The sequence below is a fragment of the Campylobacter fetus subsp. fetus genome, from assembly GCF_900475935.1.
GTDB classification, from domain to species: Bacteria; Campylobacterota; Campylobacteria; order Campylobacterales; family Campylobacteraceae; genus Campylobacter; species Campylobacter fetus.
In genome coordinates, this window is record NZ_LS483431.1 from 558,825 (window position 1) to 578,009 (window position 19,185).

A 19,185-nucleotide genomic window follows, 5' to 3' on the forward strand; every position below is an offset into this window, starting at 1 on the left:
GATTTATGAGAGCGCTTATCAGTGTGAGCGATAAAAGCGGGATCGAGCATTTTGCAAAAGGACTTGAAAGCTTAGGTTTTGAGATTTTGAGTACCGGCGGAACTTATAAAACATTAAAAGAAGCAAATTTAAAAGTGGTCGAAGTCAGTGATTATACCAAAAGTCCTGAGATGTTTGAGGGTCGCGTAAAGACTTTGCATCCAAAAATTCACGGTGGAATTTTACATAAAAGAGATGACGCTAGTCATGTAAAACAAGCAGGTGATTTTGGTATCGGCGCCATAGATTTAGTTTGCGTAAATTTATATCCGTTTAAAGAGACCACTATCCGAACTGATGATTTTGGCGAGATCATCGAAAATATTGATATCGGCGGTCCTGCTATGGTAAGAAGTGCGGCAAAAAACTTTAAAGATGTTATCATAGTAACGGACGTAAATGACTACGACACGGTTTTAGAAGCTCTAAAAACCAGCAGCGATAGCTATGAGTTTAGACTGGGTATGATGATAAAAGCATTCGAGCACACCGCTAGTTACGACTCTATGATAGCAAATTATATGAACGATAGATTTAAAGGTGGTTTTGGCGAAAAAAGATTTATAAGTGCGGCAAAAGTGTTTGAATGTAGATACGGCGAAAATCCTCATCAAAAAGGTGCTGCTTACGAGTTTGACAGCTTTTTGAGTTTAAATTTTACTCAGCTAAAAGGCGAAGCAAGTTTCAATAACATGACAGATATCAACTCAGCCGTTTCTATCGCTAGTAGTTTTGGAGATACTCCTGCGGTAGCTATCTGTAAACACGCAAACCCTTGCGGTTTTGCTATAGGTAAAGATGTTTTAGATAGCTATGAAAAAGCTTTGAAATGTGATCCTGTTAGTGCATTTGGCGGAGTAGTAGCGATAAATGGAACTCTCACAAAAGAGCTTGCGCTTAAGACTAAAGAGATATTTATAGAAGTTATCATCGCTGCAAACGTTGAAGACGGCGTTTTAGAAATTTATAGTGATAAAAAACGTACAAAAATCTTTACTCAAAATAACAAATACCTTGTGCAATCAGGCGATAAATGGGATTTTAAACACATAGATGGCGGTTTCGTGTTTCAAGAAAAAGATTACGTGAGCGATGATGAAGTTGCAAATGCAAAATTAGTAACCAAAAAACAAGCGGACGTTAGTGAGCTAAACGACTTAAAGATCGCTTGGAAGATAGCTGCACTTACAAAATCAAACTGCGTAGTTTATGTAAAAGACGCCATGCTTTTAGCTATAGGTATGGGTATGACAAGTAGAGTGGATGCCGCTAGAGCAGCGGTGACAAAAGCTCATGATATGGGTATAGATCTAAGAGGCTCTTCTCTTGCAAGCGAAGCGTTTTTCCCGTTTAAAGATAGCATAGAGATAGCTAGTAAAGTAGGCGTTAAAAACGTCATTCAACCAGGCGGTAGTATACGTGATGAAGACGTTATCGCTGCGGCTGACGAGTCAGGTATGAGTATGTACTTTACTGGTATCAGACACTTTTTGCATTAGATTTTTTGCTTGAAATGATTTTTATTAGAGTTTTGCATTTTTATCTTTATTGATATTTGCAAACTCTACTTATAATATTATCTGAAATTACCGTATATCATTGTTATAATAACTTAAATTTAACTTTTTCTATTGATTGCCATCAATGTTTATCGCTAAAAATAATACTATAATACTATCAAATTTAAAAAGGGTCAATATGAATTATTTTGAAAATTGGCAGAAAATAAAAGCAGACGGTGCAAGTTTAGATTTTTATAAAAAAACTGAAAATCAAACCGAGCTTATAGGATTTGATTCTTCAAGATGCATCCCGCCAGAACCTATGGTAAATGCGGTAATCGCTCTAAATTTTATAAAAGATAAAAATATAAAAGTCGTAATGATAAATCATAAATTTCCAGCAGGTCTTATACCGAAAATAGAAGATAAATTCGACTATACAAGTGAGAGTTTAGAAGATGGAAACGTAAGACTGATTTTTAGCTTAAAAGACGGTGCTCAATCGTCCTTGCTAGATACAAAATGTGAATGTCATGGCTAAGCTTTTAAGTACGTTTGCGCCGCCTTTTAAACTAATCGGCGCTTATTTTGTGATCTCTATTGTATTTGCGATATTTTCGGTTTTTTTATATAAATTTAGTGATTTTGATGTTTTGTTGAATTTGCAAACTGCTACTTTTTTGCACATATTTTTAGTTGGATTTGTTATTAGTATTATCAAAGGTTCAATTTATCAGCTTAGTTCAGTTATCCTAAATAGAGCATTTTTTACTTTAAAAGGTGCATATATCAATGTTTTTGCTTATACTTTGGCACTTATATTGTTTTTAAACGGAATGTTTTTTGAAAATACTTTGCTTATATATCTTGGCTCTATTATTTTATTTTTAAGTTTGCTTTATTTTGATATTTGCTATCTTTTGAGTTTTTTAAATTTAAAGATAAGTAGTTTTTCTCAACTCTGCCTTTTTGTATCTGCTATAATGTTTTTGATGGGTATTTGTCTTGGAATGCTTCTAGTGCTAATTATGTTTGGCTGGTTGGACGTTGATTTTATAACGATACTTAGGTTTCACTTATATTTTGTTTTTGGGTTTATATTTTTTACGGTTATTGGGGCTTCTAGTGTACTTTTACCTATGTTTAGTTTGGCTCATAATGTTAATTTCGGGCTATTTTACGCAAGCTTTACGCTTTATATATCTGGATTTTTTCTTATTTGGTTTTTACTGGATGGAGCTTTAAAAGTTATTTTGAGTGCAGCCGTATTGGCGATTTTGCAGTGGATTTTGATATTGAAAAATAGAGTTAGAAGAGCTTATGATTATTGGAATTTGAATCTTATTTTTAGCTTTTTTATGCTTGGTTTTTCGATATTTGCATACTCTTTTTTGAATTTAAATTTAGCTGTTTTTACTCTATTTTTCGGTTTTTTATATCCTTTTATCGTGGCTCATATATATAAAATTATGCCATTTTTAATCTGGTATCACTATATATCAAAATTTGTAGGAAAACTAAAAATTCCGAATTTAGAAGATATGATTATGAAAAAAACTGCTTATTTCGGACTTATTTTTAATATGCTAGCTATATTTTTTATATTTTTTAAATTTGAGTATTTAGCACAGGTTTTTATGCTTGTTAGTGTTATTTTAGTGCTAGTTAATATGATAAATTTTTTAAGATACATTAATTTCGGAGTTAAATTATGAAAGACAAAATATATGGCGAATTGAAAAAAATAATAGATCCCGAAATTGGCTTTGATATAGTCTCTTTGGGGCTTATTTACGATGTTGAGGTGTCTGGAGACAAAGCGGTTATAACAATGAGTTTGTCTACCAAATCTTGCCCTTTACATGAGCTGATTTTGAGCTGGGTAGAAGAGGCTGTTTTAAGAGTAGTAAAGGAGTGTGTGATAGATCTAGTTTGGGAGCCGGCATGGAATATTGATATGGCAAGTGATGAAATAAAGGCAATTTTAGGATGATTGAAAATACCGATAAATTAAGTATTATTTTATGATTTATTAAGTATTTAATCAGTATCATTAACGACACAAATTCAAAAAGGAGTTATGTGAGAACAAATACGATAGGCAAGAAAATTGCACTTAGTATGATTGCAGTATTGTTTATAAGTTTTGTTGTTATGCAGTTTATTATTGTTGGACAATTTAATAATTCCGCAACACAAACTACAAAAAATAACTTAGATATGCTAAGCAAATCAATATTTCAAACTGTGCAAGCAGCTATGAATACGGGCGATCCTGTTATGATAGAAAAGTCCGTAAAGGACGCCGGAACTATAAAAGGTGTTTCCTCTATAGAAATTTTTAGATCAGATGACCTTTCAGATGGGTTTGGTTTGGAAAAAGTAGTTCCAAAAGATGATATTATAAAAAAGCAGTTCTCTAATCCTCAAAATCTAACTTTTGATCTCAAAGAAAAAGGGGATCATAAATTAAGACTAGTCACTCCTTTGGTTGCAAAACAAGAGTGTTTGTCTTGTCACGCTACGGTAAAAGAGGGTGATGTTTTAGGAGTGATGGATCTTTCATACTCTTTTAACGAGATCGACGCAGATCTTAGAAATAAAAGCTTGATATTTTCACTTATATTTGTAGTATCTCTTATCGTTACTACTTTGGTTGTGCTTCTTGTGCTTAAAAAAGTAGTTATATGTCCTGTTTTAGAGCTTTTAAGCAGAGCAAAAGATTTAGCAAGCGGAGATGGCGATTTGAGTGCTAGAATAATAGTAAAAAACGATGATGAAATAGGGCAGAGTTGCAAAAATATAAATATTTTTATAGAAAAAATACAAGGCATAGTAAAAGCGGCTCAAGGAAGTGCAAAAAGCGTTGAAAATGAAACTATAAATTTAAATACAAATGCTTCTATGTTATCAAATAGTACAGAAGCAGGAAAACTGCAAGCTAAGAATTCATTTGAAGTAAGCAAGAGCGTATCTGACGAGCTTGATATCTCAAGAGAGATAGCGAATAAAGCCGCATCGGCAAATAAAAAGTCATACGATGAGCTAGATGATATGATAAATTCGCTAAATGACGTTGTAAACAGCCTAAATGATACAAATACCAAAGAGCAAGAGATAGCTGAAAGAACAAATTTAGTCGTTAAGCAGACTGAAGATATGAGAAAAATCCTTGATATGATAGGCGAAGTGGCCGATCAAACAAATCTTTTAGCTTTAAATGCAGCTATAGAGGCAGCGCGCGCAGGAGATATGGGAAGAGGATTTGCAGTTGTTGCAGAAGAGGTAAGAGTTTTGGCCGAAAGAACAAACGACTCTTTAAAAGATATTGATTCGAATGCACAAAATATGATAAAAGCTGTTCGAGATCTAGGCTCATCTTTAAATGAAAATGCAGTTCATATAGCATCTTTAAGTGATGAAGCAAATAGCCTTATGGATATGGCTAGAACTACTCAAAGTACGACATCTGAGTCTATGAGACTAGCAAATGAAGTAGCAGACAAAACTACTGATATAAATAGTAAAATTGAGAGTTTATTAGAACAGTCCAAAGAGTCCGTGACAATACTTGATAACAATACAAAGATAGCTTCTAAATTTATCAGTGCTTCTCAAAGTCTAAAAGAGGTGTCTTTGGATCTTGAGAATAATCTTAACAAATTTAAAACTTGATTTTAAATTTGTGCAAGTTAAAGTATCTCCAAATATTTGTTTGGGGATACTTTTGGACTACATTAGTCCGGCTTCTTTTTTCAAACGCTCTATATATAATTCACGCAGTTTTGGTGAGTATTTTCCTATCTTTGCGTTGTTTATTGGTTTTCCGTCGGCTTTTATAACAGGTAGAAGTATCAAAGTGGCAGCGCTGATAAATACTTCATCGGCATTATAAACTTCATCCATAGTAAATTTTCTTTGTTCTACTCTAAGTCCGGCTTTGTTTGCTAGTGCTAGCAAAACTTTTCGTCTTATTCCGGGCAAGATCTCATTGGAAAGAGGTTTAGTGATAAGGGTATCGTCTTTTATTATAAATGCGCTGCTACTACTTGCTTCTGTTACAAATCCATCTTCTACCATAAAAGACTCATAAGCACCTACTTTATACGCTTCATTCTTTGCATAACATTGAGCTAGGAGAGATATTGATTTTATATCTCGTCTTTTCCATCTGATATCAGGAGTGCTTATTATTTCTATTCCTGTTTTGGCATATTCGTTGTTAAATATCTCTTTTTGATAAACGAACGCCATCACAGTAGGTTTTAGTCCTTTTATAAATTTAAACTCACGTTCGCTCACGCCTCTTGTAACTTCCATATAGATACCGCCTTCTTTCACGCTGTTTTTTTCTATCAATGCGTAAAGTATCTTTTCAAATTCATCTTTATCTATAGGCAGCTCAAGCTCGATTGCTTTAAGGCTTCTTTGAAATCTATCCCAAAAATCTTCTTTATCGACTAGCTTTGAGTTTATTATAGGAACTACTTCATAAATTCCGTCTCCAAATATAAAACCACGATCAAATATGCTGATCTTAGCATCGTTTTTATTTAAAAATGCCCCATTTAAATATACGATGTTTTCTGCGTCACCTGCTGCCATAATATCTACTCCTATTAAAATTTCGAGTATTTTATCCATATTTCACTTATTTTTGATATAATATATTATTCAAAAAATAAAAAAAGTAAAAAAAGATGTTAGAAAAACTAAGAAAATTTATATTTAAAAAACTGTTTATCGTATCAAAGCAACCTGTATTATTTAAAGATCTTCTTGAGGCTAATTGCCTATTTAATGAAGGAATGCTAGTTGATCCATCTAAGTTAAATTTTAGATTTAGAGACGGTAGACTTTATATTATTTATGGAATTTTATGCTTTATTATATTAGCTGCGGCGATTATCATTTTGCATAAAATTTTTGAAAAAATAGACTTTCATTACTCTATTATAGGCACGATGATTATGACGGCTCTTGTTTTTATAGGATTTGATTTTTTTAAAGTTTGGGCTAGAAAAAGTATAAGTCATGAACTTATAAAAAAAGCTTGGGATATACATTTTCCATATTTTCCTTATGAGAAATACTCTCAAAAAATAGAGATAATTTATAATGAAGCCATCAAAAAAGAGATACCAAGAAAAGATCTTGAAAAATATGTTTTAGATCAGCTTGTTCTTAGAGTGTCATCTGATAAATAACTCCGTATTTACCATAATTTTTGCTTGCTTTTCAGCTATAATTTTTAAGAGATAGCTTATTTTTTCGTCATTACATATAAGTTTATCCTCTACATCGTCATAGAAATAATAAGGAAGTTTGTTCAATTTTTTGCCTATCATCTCAAATCTTGTTATTATGATATTCATATCTGAGTTAAAATGAGCTTCTATGATATCAAATTTATCTTTATTTTGTATCGATTTTATGTAATCTTTTAAATTTATAAGTAAGCTATTTATCTCATAAAGATTTTTATAAATTTCTAAATATATTTTAAAATTTTTACTTCTGTCATTTTCTAAAACCGCTGTTTTATAACCGCTTAATGCAATTAGAACCGAGTTTTCTTTTACTACAAATTTGCCTTTTTGATTATAGATAGATTTTGCCAATATATCTAGTTTTTTTATAAGTGTATCGAAATTTGAACTTAATTTTAGCTCGGTAGATCTTCTGAAAAATAGAACAGTTACGCCAAAAGCTACAAAAAATCCTATCAAAATATCCGTTACTCTAAATATTATCAAATCTATAAAATCAGTTTTTATCACAGAAAAAATTAGTGTAAAAGCCAGCATAAACATAGATGTAAAGTATATGGTCGGGAAATTTTTCAGATAAAACGTAAGAAAGATCGAAATGATAATAATAGGTATAAAAATATAGTTTGTTTTGAAAAAGTATATAAGAACAAGCCCCAAACAAACGCCGATTAATGCTCCTTTTATATTATTAAATCCAACAACTTTCGTCATATATGAACTTGCTCTGCTTACGCTAAGTACTCCGATAGCTATCCATACTCCGTGATTTATCTGCGTTAATTGAGCTATTAATATAGCTATAGATACGCCAAGTGCTAGTTTGATCGAGTTTTGTACGGCCGGGTTTTTTAAGTTTATATCAGAAATTATCATTTTTATGCTTTTTTCTTTAGCATTTTCTAATTTTATTTTATCTTCTCCTCCATTTTTTATAAGCCAAAATTTGGAGTATAAAACATTCAAAGAAGCTCTAAATATAAGGTATTGCGTATCGTTTAGCTTATCTATAGCATCTGTTTTGATATATGCGTTTTTGTCGTTAAATATATTTTTCAACTCTTTTAAATTATGTGTGATTTCATCTTGTATCTCTTTTAGTAAATTTTCATCTTTTATGGTTCCAAAGTATCTCTTTATAGCGATCAAAGAGTGAAAAATATCTTCTGACTTATATAGATAAAATATCGCCCTTGCGTGGTGTATGATAATCCTCTCGTCTTTTAAATTTGAACTTTGATTTGCAAATATCTTTTTTATCGCTTCTATATGTTTCTCACACTCGGCGCTAGAGTATTCAAAATTCTTTGTATTGAATAGGTTTTTGCTCATGTCCATAAGATCTTCTAGTAAAAGATTGTAAGTTTTTTTAGTAAATTTTCCGTATGTTCCTATGTGCATTATACGAAAAATTGAAGCTATAATTCCGCCGATAATTATCCCGAAAATACTGTTTTTAACTTCTAAATCACCGCTGCTTTGAGCTATTAATGCTACTAGTCCTGAGATATTGACTATAGATAGTATTTTGTTTAAATTTTGATTAAATAAACTACTTAATCCTACAAAAAGCATCCAAATAAATGTAGGTAAAAACAGCAGCCAGCTCGCTTCATAAGCTAATTTTGCAAACGGTAAAAACATAGAAGCTAAAACCACATATAAGAAAAAATATTTAATCTTAGTAAAATCGCTTCCATCAAGAGAGTTGATAAAAAATAGATTCATAGACGCATTTGCAGCAAAAATAGCTCCGTAAACACCGAAAAAATAGTAAGCCATACATCCGCATACTATCATAGAAATCGACGCTTTAAGGGCAAAACTAAAGGCAAAATTTGCCGGATCGTATGTTTTTATAAATTTAGAAATAGCTATGTTCATCAATAGCTCATATTATCGATGATCTGGTTTTTATATCTTATTTTTTCTAGTTTAGCTTTTAAAACTTTATTTTCTTCTAAAAGAACGTTTAGTTTATTTTTTAATTCCGCTATATCACGGCTAGTGTAGTAGATCTCATTACTGATGTAAATTTTCGGTATCGTAACGCAGAGTATTAGGAGCAGCATAAAATATGCAGCCATGAGAGATTGAAAGTTTAGATTATGCTCTTTTTTAAGCTCTTCATCATGCCTTTGTAACAGTTCGTCTTTATCGCTCATACATTCCTCTGTATATGAAAAATTCTCATTTTAGCACAGCTGCTTCTTGGATTTTGTTTTATTTCATCCTCGCTCGGAGTTATCGGTTTTTTTGTTAATATTTTTCCTATTGAATGGTTATTTCCGCACTCGCATTTCATAACAAAATTATCACATATGCAGCTTTTTTCCCACTCTTTAAATGTTGATTTTGCTATTTTATCTTCTAAAGAGTGAAATGAGATTATATCTAAAATTGCATTGTTTATTTTTGAACTTTTTATTAAATTTAAAAGATTATTTAGCTCGTCAAGTTCTTTATTTACTTCTATTCGTATCGCTTGAAAAGCCAAAATAGCTATGCTTACGCTTCTGTTTTTTAAATTTGAACGACCTATAATACTAGATAACTCTTTTGCTGATTTTATAGGAGATTTGTCTCTTGCGTCTACTATTTTTTGAGCTAAACTTTTTGCATTTGGAAGCTCTGCGTATTTATAAAAAATATCCGCTAATTGATCTTTTGAATATGAGTTTATCAACTCTTTTGCGCTAAAAGTCTGATTTTTATCCATTCTCATATCTAAATTGTTGCTATTTATGCTAAATCCTCTTTCGTCAAGATCTAACTGAAGTGAGCTAACTCCTATATCGGCTAAGATACCTCTTATATCTTCGTGGTCTATTTTATTTAAAATTCCTGCAAAATTACTTTTATAAATTTTTATTCTATCTGAGTATTTTTCAAATTTAGCTTTGCAAAATGATAAAGATTCGCTATCTCTATCGCAAGCTATGATTTTTAAATTTGGATTTGATATCAAAATAGCTTCGCTGTGTCCACCGTACCCTAATGTACAATCTAATATAGTACCGTTTTTTATATCTTTAAAAGAGTTCAAAACAGGCTTTAACAAAACCGGTATATGAGGCGAATCCAACACGTTTCCTTAATATAAGATTATTTTAGTATGTTAGCATAAATTTATTGAAGTTGTAATAAAAGCCGGATATTTGCTATAATTATCACAAATAATTTAGGAAAAGTTATGAATATTGAATACTCTATGGGTGAGATAAAAAAGATATCCGCATCTATGTTTAAAAAGAATTTTTTCGGTATATTCCATGGATCTATATCGGCTAGAATCGAGCATAATCAGTTTGTTATCAATAAAAAAGATGCGATATTTGATGGACTTAGCAACGATGATCTGACTTTGCTTTATTCCAAAAAAGATTATAGATGGAACGATGCTAGCATAGATAGCGATATACATCTAAATATATATAAAAATATCGGCGAGGCAAAATATATTTGTTACGCGATGCCGCCTTATTTGACAGCTTACAGCATGGATCATATAACTATTGAACCGCGAGATTACTTTGGATATATGAAATTTGATAATATATTTATTTATGATATAAAGCAATTTGATGATTGGTATGAGAGAGCTCCATCTGAGATATGTAGGTATATGATAGAAAAAAACAGCAATATCATGGTTATAAAAGGATATGGTGTTTATGTATATGAAAGAACTGCGTATGATCTGGCAAAGACGGTAGCTCTTTTAGAAAATAGTTGTAAAATGATAAATTATGCAAGCAGATTTCAAAATTTAAATTTAGGTTTGTGAATTAGTAAAAAAGTTAGTAAAATTTTACAAAATTTAATTTTAGCATATGATTTTAAGGTAATTTAAACAGAGTTTTGGTAGAATTGCGATGTTTATTGCGATTTATGATAAAGGAAAATTATGTTAACTTGGATGCAGAAGCATAAAAAGTATTTGGTTGTGACTATTTGGATAAGCACTATTGCATTTGTCGGAGCAGGTTTTGTTGGTTGGGGTGCTTATGATCTTAATAGTAATAGAGCAACTTCGGTAGCGAAAGTAGGAAATAGAAATATTACAATCCAAGAATTTCAAAAAACTTATAGCAATTTATATAATTATTATTCGAGTTTATCTGAGGGTAAATTTACTCAAGAACAAGCTGATGAAATGGGGCTTGATAGAATCGCTTTACAAAGATTAATCCAAGAAAATTTATTTTTAAATTATGTTGACGATATAGGACTTATGGTTTCCAAAGAGGAACTTATAGCGGCTTTGACGTCGGATGAAGGTTTTCAAGTAGATGGTAAATTCGATAAAAGCAGATATGAAGATACATTAAAAAGAGCTAGAATCACTCCAAAAGATTTTGAAAATGAACTTACGAATAAACTTTTATTAAACAAATTTTTTGATGCTATAAATTTAAAAACAAATCAGACGGATTTGGATATTTTGGCTTCTAGTTATTTTATGGAAGATAAGGTTTCTATAAACATTATCAAAGCCGATAAAAACAGTATTTCAGTAGATGAAAACGAGTTAAAAGATCTATGGGAAAAAAGTAAAAATAGATATCTAACTAAGAGCAAATTTGAGCTACAAACAAAATTTATACCGCAAACTAATATAGATGTGAATGATACCGTTTTAGAGGAATTTTTTGAAGAAAACAGAGGCAATTATAGAGACGGTTTTGATAAACTTTTAACTTTTGACAAAGCAAAAGATGATGTAAAATACGATTATGAGCTAAAACAAGCTAGAAAAACAGCCCTTGAAGAGTATTTAAAGATAAAAAAAGGAGAATCAAACGCTACTACTGCAGTAACAGTATTAGAAGATAATGAGGATTTTCCTATAAATGAGCTAAGAGATGCTAAAGTAGGCGATGTTTTAAAGCCGTTTGAGTACAAAAACGGATATATGATAGCAGAATTAGTTGGCAAAAATATGCCAGAAGTGATGAGCTATGAAGAGGCAAAGGATGCTCTTACCAAGGTTTATATGGATGAAAAAGGTAAAAAACTTCTCGAAGAAAAAGCAAAACAATCTTTGAATAATTTTAGTGGAAAAGATATAGGATTTGTAAGTAGAGATACTAAAAAAAGTATCGACGGACTTAGCGAAACTGAGTATTTAACGTTTATTATGAAGCTATTTGAAAGTCCAAATAAAAACGGATATGTTATGTTAGATACAAAGGCTGTTGTGTATAGTATTTTAGAGCAGAGACTTTTAAATTTAGATAAAGTAAAAGAGTATAATGCTCTACTCTCTCAAAATGCTAGTGCTATAAAAAATGGACAATTAGAGCGAGATCTATTAGATGCTTTGCAAAAACGTTACAAAATTGAACAATACTATAAAAGGTAATAATCGTGGGAACTAAGATACTTGGTATAGACATCGGCTCCACACAAATTTGTGCTATTATGGCTGAATGTGAGAATAGCAGCACTAGATCAGATAATGCGATTAAAGTGATAGGCATGGGGTCTGTAAAATCACAAGGATTAAAAAAAGGTTCTATCACAAATATTGAATTAGCATCAAACTCTATTAAAGCAGTCGTAAATGATGTAATGAGAATAGCAGGAACAAAATTTGATAAAGTTATAGTATCCATATCTGGTAAAGATGCTAAAAACATAGACTGCAAAGACGTTATAAACATACCAGAACGCGAAGTAAATATAAAACAGATTGAACGTGCTATAAGCTCAGCCGAATATAAGGTAAAGATCCCGCATGATTATGAGATCATACACACTTTACCGTATAATTTTAAAATAGACGAACAAGACAATATAGAAGATCCGCTTGGTATGAACGGCACTAGACTTGAAGTTCAAGCTCACATTATCGTAGTACAAAAATCAGCAGTTATGAATTTAAGAAAAGCTATAGAAAAAGCTGGTTTAAAAGCTGATAATATAGTATTATCCGGCTATGCTTCAGCTATAGCTACTTTGAATGAAGATGAAAAAGCTTTGGGAGCCGTACTTATAGATATGGGCGGAGCTAGTTGTAATATGGTTATTCATTCTGGTAACTCTATTAGGTATAATGAGTTTTTAGGTGTAGGCTCATCAAATATCACAATTGACTTATCTACTATTTTACATACTCCTCCTACAGTTGCAGAAGATATAAAAGTTAAATACGGAACACTTAAAAATCAAGGCAACGAGCTTATCGTGTTGCCTGATTTGGGAGATGAAAACTCAAGCCACGAAGTTGATATTAGCGTAATTACAAAAGTTATTTATATGCGAGTAGAAGAAACTTTGATGATACTTGCTAAGATGCTTAGCGAGAGTAATTATAAAGATCTAGCAGGAGCAGGAGTTGTGCTAACTGGCGGGATGACAAAATTAGACGGCTTAAGAGAGTTAGCCTCAGCCGTATTTGATAGCATGCCAGTAAGAATAGCTAGACCAAGAGAGTTTGAAAGCTCTATAGACGTATTTAAAGATCCTGCAAATTCGTGTGCGATAGGGCTTTGTTTGTATGGTGCTGGCTATTTTACTCCTTATGAGATAGACTCTGAAAGAAAACTAAGATACAAAGATGAACCTATGATAAAAAATAGAGGTTTAATATCTGTAAAAGAAATGGATGAAAAGCGTGATCAAGTATTACACAGTGACACTAAAGATAAATTTGATAAAGATTATGAGATATATGAAGGTATTGAAGATGAAATTAGCATAAATACTCAAAATAATGACCTAAAAGGTATTGATTTAAAGATAGAAAATGACGATTCTATAAAGAACGATGTTGGAGCCAAAAGGATAGATATGGCAGATAGCATTAATCCGTTTTCTAAGTTTATTAATTATCTAAAAAATTTATTCTAATAAGGGAGATGATATGGGCGGTTTCACAGTAGAAGAGAATAAAAACATATATGGCGCCAAAATAAAAGTTGTTGGAGTAGGCGGCGGCGGCGGCAATATGATAAATCATATTGTAAGAGAAGGCATAAATAATCAAGACGGAATGAGATCCGTTGATTTGATAGCTGCAAATACCGATGCTCAAGCATTAGAAGACTCTTCGGCTACAACTAGAATACAGTTAGGAGAGAAAAAAACTAGAGGTCTTGGTGCAGGTATGGTTCCTGAAGTCGGTAAAGAAGCTGCCCTTGAGAGTTATGAAGAGATCAAAACTACTTTGGAATATTCTGATATAGTTTTTATAGCGTCTGGATTTGGCGGCGGTACAGGTACCGGGGCAGCTCCCATAATTGCTCAAGCCGCTAAAGAGGTAGGCGCTTTAACGGTAGCTGTTATTACTACTCCTTTTGCTTTTGAAGGTAAAAAAAGAATGAGATTGGCTCTTGAAGGTATAGAGGAACTAAAAAAAGAGTGCGATAGCATAGTTGTTATACCAAATCAAAAACTTATGGGAATAATAGACAAAAAAGCTGGTATAAAAGATAGCTTTAAAGAGGTTGACAATATATTAGCTCGCGCTGTTAGCGGTATGAGTTCCATAGTATTGAGTTCTGGAAAAAGCGATATCAACCTTGACTTTGCCGATGTTAGAACTGCTATGAGTCATAGAGGATTATCTCTTATGGGAGTTGGAGAGGCTGATGGTGAAGAAGCAGCACAAGAGGCTCTTAAAAATGCGATCCAATCTCCGCTTCTTGATGATATGAATATCAAAGGCGCAATGGGAGTTTTAGTGCATTTTAGATTCCACCCAAGCTGCCCTATGAGTGATATAAGTGAAGCCATGCTTATAGTAGAAGATAGTGCAGACGCAGACGCTGATATATTCTTTGGAACTCTTACTGATGATACTATGGAAGAAGGAAGAGTTCAAGTAACTTTAGTAGCTACTGGTTTTTATGATAAAAACAGTACAAAACAGCCTGAGGCTGCTCCTGTGCCTGAAGCAGTTCAAGAAAAAAGAGAACAAAATATATTTGGTGCTTACAGAAGAGCATCTGGATATGATGTAAATGTGAATTCAGATGATCTAGATATACCAACAGTGAGCCGTTTTAAATTAGATTAATATATTAAACCCCCTTATTATCCTTTGTTTAGCCATATTTGGCTAAACTCCGGACGATATTCAAAATGCATTGTATCAAAATGTTCCCATCTTCCTCCCCATATAAAACCATTTTTTTCAAAAACTTCTACTATATCTTTTGGTATATTATTATGATATTTCCCGTCTTTACTCCATTGCCAGTAGTCGCTCATATTGACATTTATATCTATGGCTATACCCCAGCTATGAGCCGATAAAAGATCGGTTTTTGATATTTTTCTATAGTTGAAAGTTCCTGCTGGATTATCTAAGTATTTTAATAAATTTGGATTGTTTTTTACCATAAAATCCAGTTCGTCGCTAACTTTCTGCAGTGCTTTTGCAGCACCGTTTTTTGAGTTAAATTTAAATGTTTTATTGACTGAATTTTTAAGCCATACGACATCAATTAAATTTGATTGCACTTCATTTTTTGTTTTTCCATATATTTTTGAGAAAAATTGCTCATTTCTGAATCTCCCCGCATCTATAAGTTTTGCATCAAGAGGCTCAAGCAGCGGATAATCATAAGCCAGCATATCTTTTATGCTTGGACGCTTTATGAGTTCATCATATGTTTTTTGTTTTCCATCATCAAAAATCATACTAGAATTATCATCAAAAATTACTTTATTGTCTTCTATTTTCACTCCATAACCATTTTGAAATGCTGATTTTTCATCTTGTATGATTATATTCATAGATGTTATTTTAGAAAGTAATAGAGCCTCATCGCTTATGCTTTCGTTTTCTTTTCCTATCTCTAGATCGGTTATGGCGATTTTGCCTATCATGGCCCTGCCGTTATCTTTAGTTTTTATCCCCCATGAGTCATGTACCGATGTTAAAGTTCCGTTTATATCTCCTGCATATATCATAATATGCCCGGGCATATAAAGTAGTGTTAAAAACGGAATTGCGTATTTTTTTATCATATCTTTTTTCTCATTATTTGTTAAATTTTTTAAATTTATAACTCTGCCAATTTGTCCTTGAGCTTTTGAGTTTCTAGGTAGCCAAACACCAAATGAGCTAAAATAATCTTTTATAAATAGTGAGCAGTCTCTTAGCTTGTTTTCTCCACCCCATCCATAATTTTGACCAAGCAGTTCATTTAATGTTGTTTTTAAATTTTGGCTATTTATTGTTTGAAACTGTTTTGCATACTCTTTGCTTATTGTGAAGTTATTTTTAAATTTAAAAGAGAAGTAATCCTCAGAGTCGTACGGAAATATCGATCCTATCCTAGAATAAAACAGAAAATTACCGTTTTCATCTTTTATCGCTTCATTATCTTTTGTAAATACCGCAAATTTATATCTTTGAAACTCATCTGCTTCACTTTTTGTTAGCAATTTGATATCTTTTGATCTAACAAAACCCCACAAAGAGTCGCTTTTTACGAATGCCCACGCACCGTCTTTACTAAAATGAGATACTAAAAGTGGATGAAAAGCACCTAAAACAGACTCTTGCAAGTAATCAAACGGATATCCTTCTCCGGCTTTAGATGGATCTAAAAATAGTTTTTCTATAGTTGGAAAATCCCTAACTTCGGTATTTGCAATTGTAATAGCAGGCTGCAAAATGCTTTTGAACTTATCAAAATTTGCATTATTTTTTTGAGCCAAAAACCACTCATCGCTTCTTGGGAGTTTACTCTCTCCGTAATACTTCTTATTTGGACTGTTTTTATATATGTTAAAAGCCCACATAAGCTCGTTTTTACTCTCTTTGATCTCATCGTTCCAGACGCTAAAAAACTTACTTAATAGCTCAAATTCGTTAGCTTTGATACTTTTACCAAGATCTGGTAAAATACTTGCGTTTTGCTCAAATTTAAGGCTAAGTATAGGTTCTGGTTGCGGAATTTGATCTATTTTGGGAGCGCACCCGACAAAAAATAGTACTAAAACAGAATAAACAAGTCTTTTCATATAATTTCCTCAAATTTTTAGTATAATATAGTAATTATAACAAAAATAGGGTTTGATTTGTTAAACGATATTTTAAACATTTTAAATGATTCTAATCTATTTTTAACCGGCGGTGGCGGAGTTGGAAAAAGTTATACTATCAAAGAGATAATTAGCCACTATAAAAGCGGGTTTAAAAATGTAGTTGTGCTAGGAAGCACCGGTATAAGCGCTGTTGGAGTAGGAGGTGTTAGTTGTCATAGTTTTTTTAAATTTGGAATTAGCGAGAATTTTGAAGAGTTAAAACTTCTTGATAAAAAGCAAAAATCAAAGTTAAATGAGCTAAAAAAAATACTTAAAAATTGTGATTTATTAATCATCGATGAGATTTCCATGGTAAGCGCTGAGCTTATGGAGATGATAAGTTTAAGACTTATTTGGTCTGGATTTAGAGGCAGGGTTTTGCTTGTAGGGGATTTTTATCAACTTCCGCCAGTAAAAAAATCTGTTCAAAATCTATTATTTAGCTTTAATTACGCATTTAGCTCAAATGCTTGGAATAGTCTAAATCTCACAAATGTAGAGCTTAGAGTTTCAAAAAGAACTAAAGATATCAGCTTTTATAAGATACTATCTAAAATACGAATAGGAGTGATAGACGATGAAATTTGCGACTTTTTAAAAAGCAAAATGGTGCGTGAAATTCCAAACAATATAACTGCTCTTTTTGGTAGAAATTATGAAGCCGATAGATTAAATGAACAGCGTTTAAACGAGATAAACTCTAGTTTAGAGACGATAGTGGCTAAAACTAAAATTTATGATAACTCACTGCACAGCGTTGCTTTACAGAAATGGATTTCAAATTTGAATTCTCCTTGTGAACTTAGGCTAAAAAAGGGAGCTAAAGTTATGTTTTTAGCTAATAAATGGGGTGAATATTATAACGGAGAGCAGGGTATTATAAGAGAGTTTGTAAAAGGAGATGACGGAGTTGAGATTATTTTAGTGCAAAAAGATAGCGGAGAAGTCATAGGAGTAGAACCACATACTTATGAGCTATATGATTATCATATGAAAGATGAAGAATTGTCGCAAACTTTAAAAGCCAACTATATGCAGTTTCCTTTGAAATTAGCTTACGCCATTACTATCCATAAATCTCAAGGTATGAGTATAGAAAAATTTGCCTGTAACTTGGATAATATATTTGCAAACGGTCAGCTATATGTCGCACTTTCAAGAGCTATTAGCGCAGATGGACTTTATATACAATACACAAAAAATATAGATTTCGCAGATTATTTAAAAAAAGTGGTTAAGATAGACAATGAGGTTAGTGATTTTTATAGAAATAGCAAATTTATAAAGGAGAATAACATATGAGAAAACCGATTCTTTTTGTTCTATTTTGTGTATCTATGATTGCAGGAACTCTGCGTATAGATAATTTTGAGAGCGATTTATACTCAAAATCAGGAGCAAATAATATGAAAAAAATCTCCATGAGTTTAGAGTTTATAGCTAGAGACGAGAATGTAAATGAGTCTGCTATTTATGATTCTTTGAATGTTGTAGTTGGTAGTTTTTATGCCGAAGATCTTATGACTTCTAGAGGAAAAGAGAGCTTTAAAACAACTCTTATAAAATATATATCAAAAAAATATTCTTTAGATATCGATGAAATTTATATAATAAGTCTTAAGATTTTGAACGAAATAGATATAGAAAAGATAATAAAAGCTATAAAAGAAAGAGATCTTTGCCCTACAAATAACGGAGCAAAGAATAAAACAGATAACTATAATTTAAATTTAAATAAAGACTTTGGAAAAGATTTTGGAGAAAATTAGATATTTTTGCTATTTATAAATTTAAACTTAGCAAACTATCTAGTCTTAGTTTGCTAATATATCAAAGTTTTCAGGGATATTGGGTTCCAAAATTCCTGTATTTATAGGCTCATTTTTCCTCGTGTTTGTAAGAGTTATTTTTACTATATTTCCTAGTTTATCGCTATAGCTTATCTCTGATGGCAGTGAGTTTTTTACCTTAATATTATATGAAGTGTCATCATATACTGCTTTGAACTCGTTGTTAGAAACTTTTTTTGCTGCCCTTAAAATTTCTGTTAAATTTGGAGAGTCTTTTAAGTCTGTAAGTATGGCTTGTTCTAGCTCAGGCTCTAAAATCGTAACTCTTCCGTAATTAAAATATATAAGTTTAGTGGCAGGGGTTTTATAATGCCAAAATGCGCCTATTTCTTTATGTGCTACAAAGTATCCCGTATACGTTATTTTTTTATTTTGACTCGTGACTGTTTGCGTGAAGTTGCTTGAAAGCGTATTGAAATCAAGTTCGTTAGCTCCAAAAACGCTGATGGCAATGGCTAAAATGATTATAAATTTTTTCAT

General features: G+C 31.9%; 17 protein-coding genes and 2 pseudogenes. 13 read left to right on the top strand and 6 right to left on the bottom strand.

The genetic code is table 11. The features are described 5' to 3' along the window. Positions 1-5: 5 nt before the first annotated feature. The 6 genes and pseudogenes from purH to DQN38_RS09260 form a co-directional block, all read left to right on the top strand. Positions 6-1,538, top strand: a complete 1,533-nt coding sequence (gene purH, locus DQN38_RS02785; protein WP_065844131.1) for a bifunctional phosphoribosylaminoimidazolecarboxamide formyltransferase/IMP cyclohydrolase — start codon at positions 6-8, stop codon at positions 1,536-1,538. Between the two features lie 199 nt (positions 1,539-1,737). Then, positions 1,738-2,082, top strand: coding sequence for a hypothetical protein (locus tag DQN38_RS02790; RefSeq protein WP_002848932.1), 345 nt, complete (start codon positions 1,738-1,740; stop codon positions 2,080-2,082). Continuing rightward, positions 2,075-3,256 carry a hypothetical protein gene (locus tag DQN38_RS02795; protein WP_065844132.1) on the top strand — a complete coding sequence of 394 codons (1,182 nt, stop codon included), beginning with the start codon at positions 2,075-2,077 and terminating at the stop codon, positions 3,254-3,256. The genes DQN38_RS02790 and DQN38_RS02795 overlap by 8 nt, the downstream gene beginning before the upstream one ends. Then, positions 3,253-3,534, top strand: a complete 282-nt coding sequence (locus DQN38_RS02800) for a metal-sulfur cluster assembly factor (protein WP_002848937.1) — start codon at positions 3,253-3,255, stop codon at positions 3,532-3,534. Before DQN38_RS02795 ends, DQN38_RS02800 begins: the two co-directional genes overlap by 4 nt. 227 nt (positions 3,535-3,761) lie before the next feature. Continuing rightward, a pseudogene (locus DQN38_RS09255) lies at positions 3,762-4,355 on the top strand (HAMP domain-containing protein); the annotation flags it as partial. A 249-nt stretch (positions 4,356-4,604) separates the two neighbouring features. After that, positions 4,605-5,216 (top strand): annotated as a pseudogene (locus DQN38_RS09260) (methyl-accepting chemotaxis protein); the annotation flags it as partial. Between the two features lie 57 nt (positions 5,217-5,273). On the opposite strand, the gene DQN38_RS02810 reads toward DQN38_RS09260, so the two are convergent. Next, the gene (locus DQN38_RS02810; RefSeq protein ID WP_065844133.1) at positions 5,274-6,146 is read right to left on the bottom strand and encodes a D-amino-acid transaminase; all 873 of its coding nucleotides are present in this window, start codon (positions 6,144-6,146) and stop codon (positions 5,274-5,276) included. A gap of 95 nt (positions 6,147-6,241) precedes the next feature. Between DQN38_RS02810 and DQN38_RS02815 the strand changes: the two genes are divergently transcribed. Next, the gene (locus DQN38_RS02815; protein ID WP_011731872.1) at positions 6,242-6,748 is read left to right on the top strand and encodes a hypothetical protein; all 507 of its coding nucleotides are present in this window, start codon (positions 6,242-6,244) and stop codon (positions 6,746-6,748) included. On the opposite strand, the gene DQN38_RS02820 is transcribed toward DQN38_RS02815, so the two are convergent. The 3 genes from DQN38_RS02820 to rsmH are packed head-to-tail and all read right to left on the bottom strand — an operon-like array spanning position 6,734 to position 9,896. Then, entirely contained in the window at positions 6,734-8,695 is a 1,962-nt protein-coding gene (locus DQN38_RS02820) for an FUSC family protein (protein ID WP_111738169.1), read from the bottom strand. The genes DQN38_RS02815 and DQN38_RS02820 overlap by 15 nt on opposite strands. Beyond that, positions 8,695-8,976, bottom strand: coding sequence for a hypothetical protein (locus DQN38_RS02825; protein WP_002848947.1), 282 nt, complete (start codon positions 8,974-8,976; stop codon positions 8,695-8,697). The genes DQN38_RS02820 and DQN38_RS02825 overlap by 1 nt, the downstream gene beginning before the upstream one ends. Then, entirely contained in the window at positions 8,973-9,896 is a 924-nt protein-coding gene (rsmH, locus tag DQN38_RS02830) for a 16S rRNA (cytosine(1402)-N(4))-methyltransferase RsmH (protein WP_002848952.1), read from the bottom strand. Before rsmH ends, DQN38_RS02825 begins: the two co-directional genes overlap by 4 nt. A 108-nt stretch (positions 9,897-10,004) precedes the next feature. On the opposite strand from rsmH, the gene DQN38_RS02835 reads away from it, so the two are divergent. The 4 genes from DQN38_RS02835 to ftsZ all read left to right on the top strand — a co-directional run bounded on the left by DQN38_RS02835 (position 10,005) and on the right by ftsZ (position 14,834). Next, positions 10,005-10,598 carry a class II aldolase and adducin N-terminal domain-containing protein gene (locus tag DQN38_RS02835; RefSeq protein WP_002848955.1) on the top strand — a complete coding sequence of 198 codons (594 nt, stop codon included), beginning with the start codon at positions 10,005-10,007 and terminating at the stop codon, positions 10,596-10,598. Between the two features lie 120 nt (positions 10,599-10,718). Beyond that, positions 10,719-12,176, top strand: a complete 1,458-nt coding sequence (locus DQN38_RS02840) for a peptidylprolyl isomerase (protein ID WP_002848957.1) — start codon at positions 10,719-10,721, stop codon at positions 12,174-12,176. A gap of 5 nt (positions 12,177-12,181) precedes the next feature. Further along, positions 12,182-13,666: a cell division protein FtsA gene (gene ftsA, locus DQN38_RS02845; protein WP_002848960.1), complete on the top strand. Its 1,485-nt coding sequence runs from the start codon at positions 12,182-12,184 to the stop codon at positions 13,664-13,666. 13 nt (positions 13,667-13,679) lie between these two features. Beyond that, positions 13,680-14,834 carry a cell division protein FtsZ gene (gene ftsZ / locus DQN38_RS02850; protein WP_002848962.1) on the top strand — a complete coding sequence of 385 codons (1,155 nt, stop codon included), beginning with the start codon at positions 13,680-13,682 and terminating at the stop codon, positions 14,832-14,834. A gap of 17 nt (positions 14,835-14,851) precedes the next feature. On the opposite strand, the gene DQN38_RS02855 is transcribed toward ftsZ, so the two are convergent. Continuing rightward, positions 14,852-16,792 (bottom strand): bifunctional C40 family peptidase/M15 family metallopeptidase, encoded by a 1,941-nt coding sequence (locus tag DQN38_RS02855; RefSeq protein ID WP_065844063.1) that lies wholly within the window; start codon positions 16,790-16,792, stop codon positions 14,852-14,854. Between the two features lie 57 nt (positions 16,793-16,849). Here DQN38_RS02855 and DQN38_RS02860 point away from each other — a divergent pair, with 57 nt between their 5' ends. Together DQN38_RS02860 and DQN38_RS02865 are read left to right on the top strand one after the other, a co-directional pair. Then, complete coding sequence (locus tag DQN38_RS02860; protein ID WP_111738170.1) at positions 16,850-18,157, top strand: ATP-dependent DNA helicase; 1,308 nt, start codon at positions 16,850-16,852, stop codon at positions 18,155-18,157. After that, positions 18,154-18,624 (top strand): hypothetical protein, encoded by a 471-nt coding sequence (locus tag DQN38_RS02865; protein ID WP_002848970.1) that lies wholly within the window; start codon positions 18,154-18,156, stop codon positions 18,622-18,624. Before DQN38_RS02860 ends, DQN38_RS02865 begins: the two co-directional genes overlap by 4 nt. 45 nt (positions 18,625-18,669) lie before the next feature. Here DQN38_RS02865 and lolA read toward each other — a convergent pair whose 3' ends face one another. Beyond that, entirely contained in the window at positions 18,670-19,185 is a 516-nt protein-coding gene (gene lolA, locus DQN38_RS02870) for a LolA-like outer membrane lipoprotein chaperone (RefSeq protein ID WP_002848971.1), read from the bottom strand.

Bases quoted from the DNA above. Each gene is read 5' to 3' on its own strand.
- purH (WP_065844131.1), top strand. From the start codon at position 6: ATGAGAGCGCTTATCAGTGTGAGCGATAAAAGCGGGATCGAGCATTTT.
- DQN38_RS02790 (WP_002848932.1), top strand. From the start codon at position 1,738: ATGAATTATTTTGAAAATTGGCAGAAAATAAAAGCAGACGGTGCAAGT.
- DQN38_RS02795 (WP_065844132.1), top strand. From the start codon at position 2,075: ATGGCTAAGCTTTTAAGTACGTTTGCGCCGCCTTTTAAACTAATCGGC.
- DQN38_RS02800 (WP_002848937.1), top strand. From the start codon at position 3,253: ATGAAAGACAAAATATATGGCGAATTGAAAAAAATAATAGATCCCGAA.
- DQN38_RS02810 (WP_065844133.1), bottom strand. From the start codon at position 6,146: ATGGCAGCAGGTGACGCAGAAAACATCGTATATTTAAATGGGGCATTT.
- DQN38_RS02815 (WP_011731872.1), top strand. From the start codon at position 6,242: ATGTTAGAAAAACTAAGAAAATTTATATTTAAAAAACTGTTTATCGTA.
- DQN38_RS02820 (WP_111738169.1), bottom strand. From the start codon at position 8,695: ATGAACATAGCTATTTCTAAATTTATAAAAACATACGATCCGGCAAAT.
- DQN38_RS02825 (WP_002848947.1), bottom strand. From the start codon at position 8,976: ATGAGCGATAAAGACGAACTGTTACAAAGGCATGATGAAGAGCTTAAA.
- DQN38_RS02835 (WP_002848955.1), top strand. From the start codon at position 10,005: ATGAATATTGAATACTCTATGGGTGAGATAAAAAAGATATCCGCATCT.
- DQN38_RS02840 (WP_002848957.1), top strand. From the start codon at position 10,719: ATGTTAACTTGGATGCAGAAGCATAAAAAGTATTTGGTTGTGACTATT.
- ftsZ (WP_002848962.1), top strand. From the start codon at position 13,680: ATGGGCGGTTTCACAGTAGAAGAGAATAAAAACATATATGGCGCCAAA.
- DQN38_RS02855 (WP_065844063.1), bottom strand. From the start codon at position 16,792: ATGAAAAGACTTGTTTATTCTGTTTTAGTACTATTTTTTGTCGGGTGC.
- DQN38_RS02865 (WP_002848970.1), top strand. From the start codon at position 18,154: ATGAGAAAACCGATTCTTTTTGTTCTATTTTGTGTATCTATGATTGCA.
- lolA (WP_002848971.1), bottom strand. From the start codon at position 19,185: ATGAAAAAATTTATAATCATTTTAGCCATTGCCATCAGCGTTTTTGGA.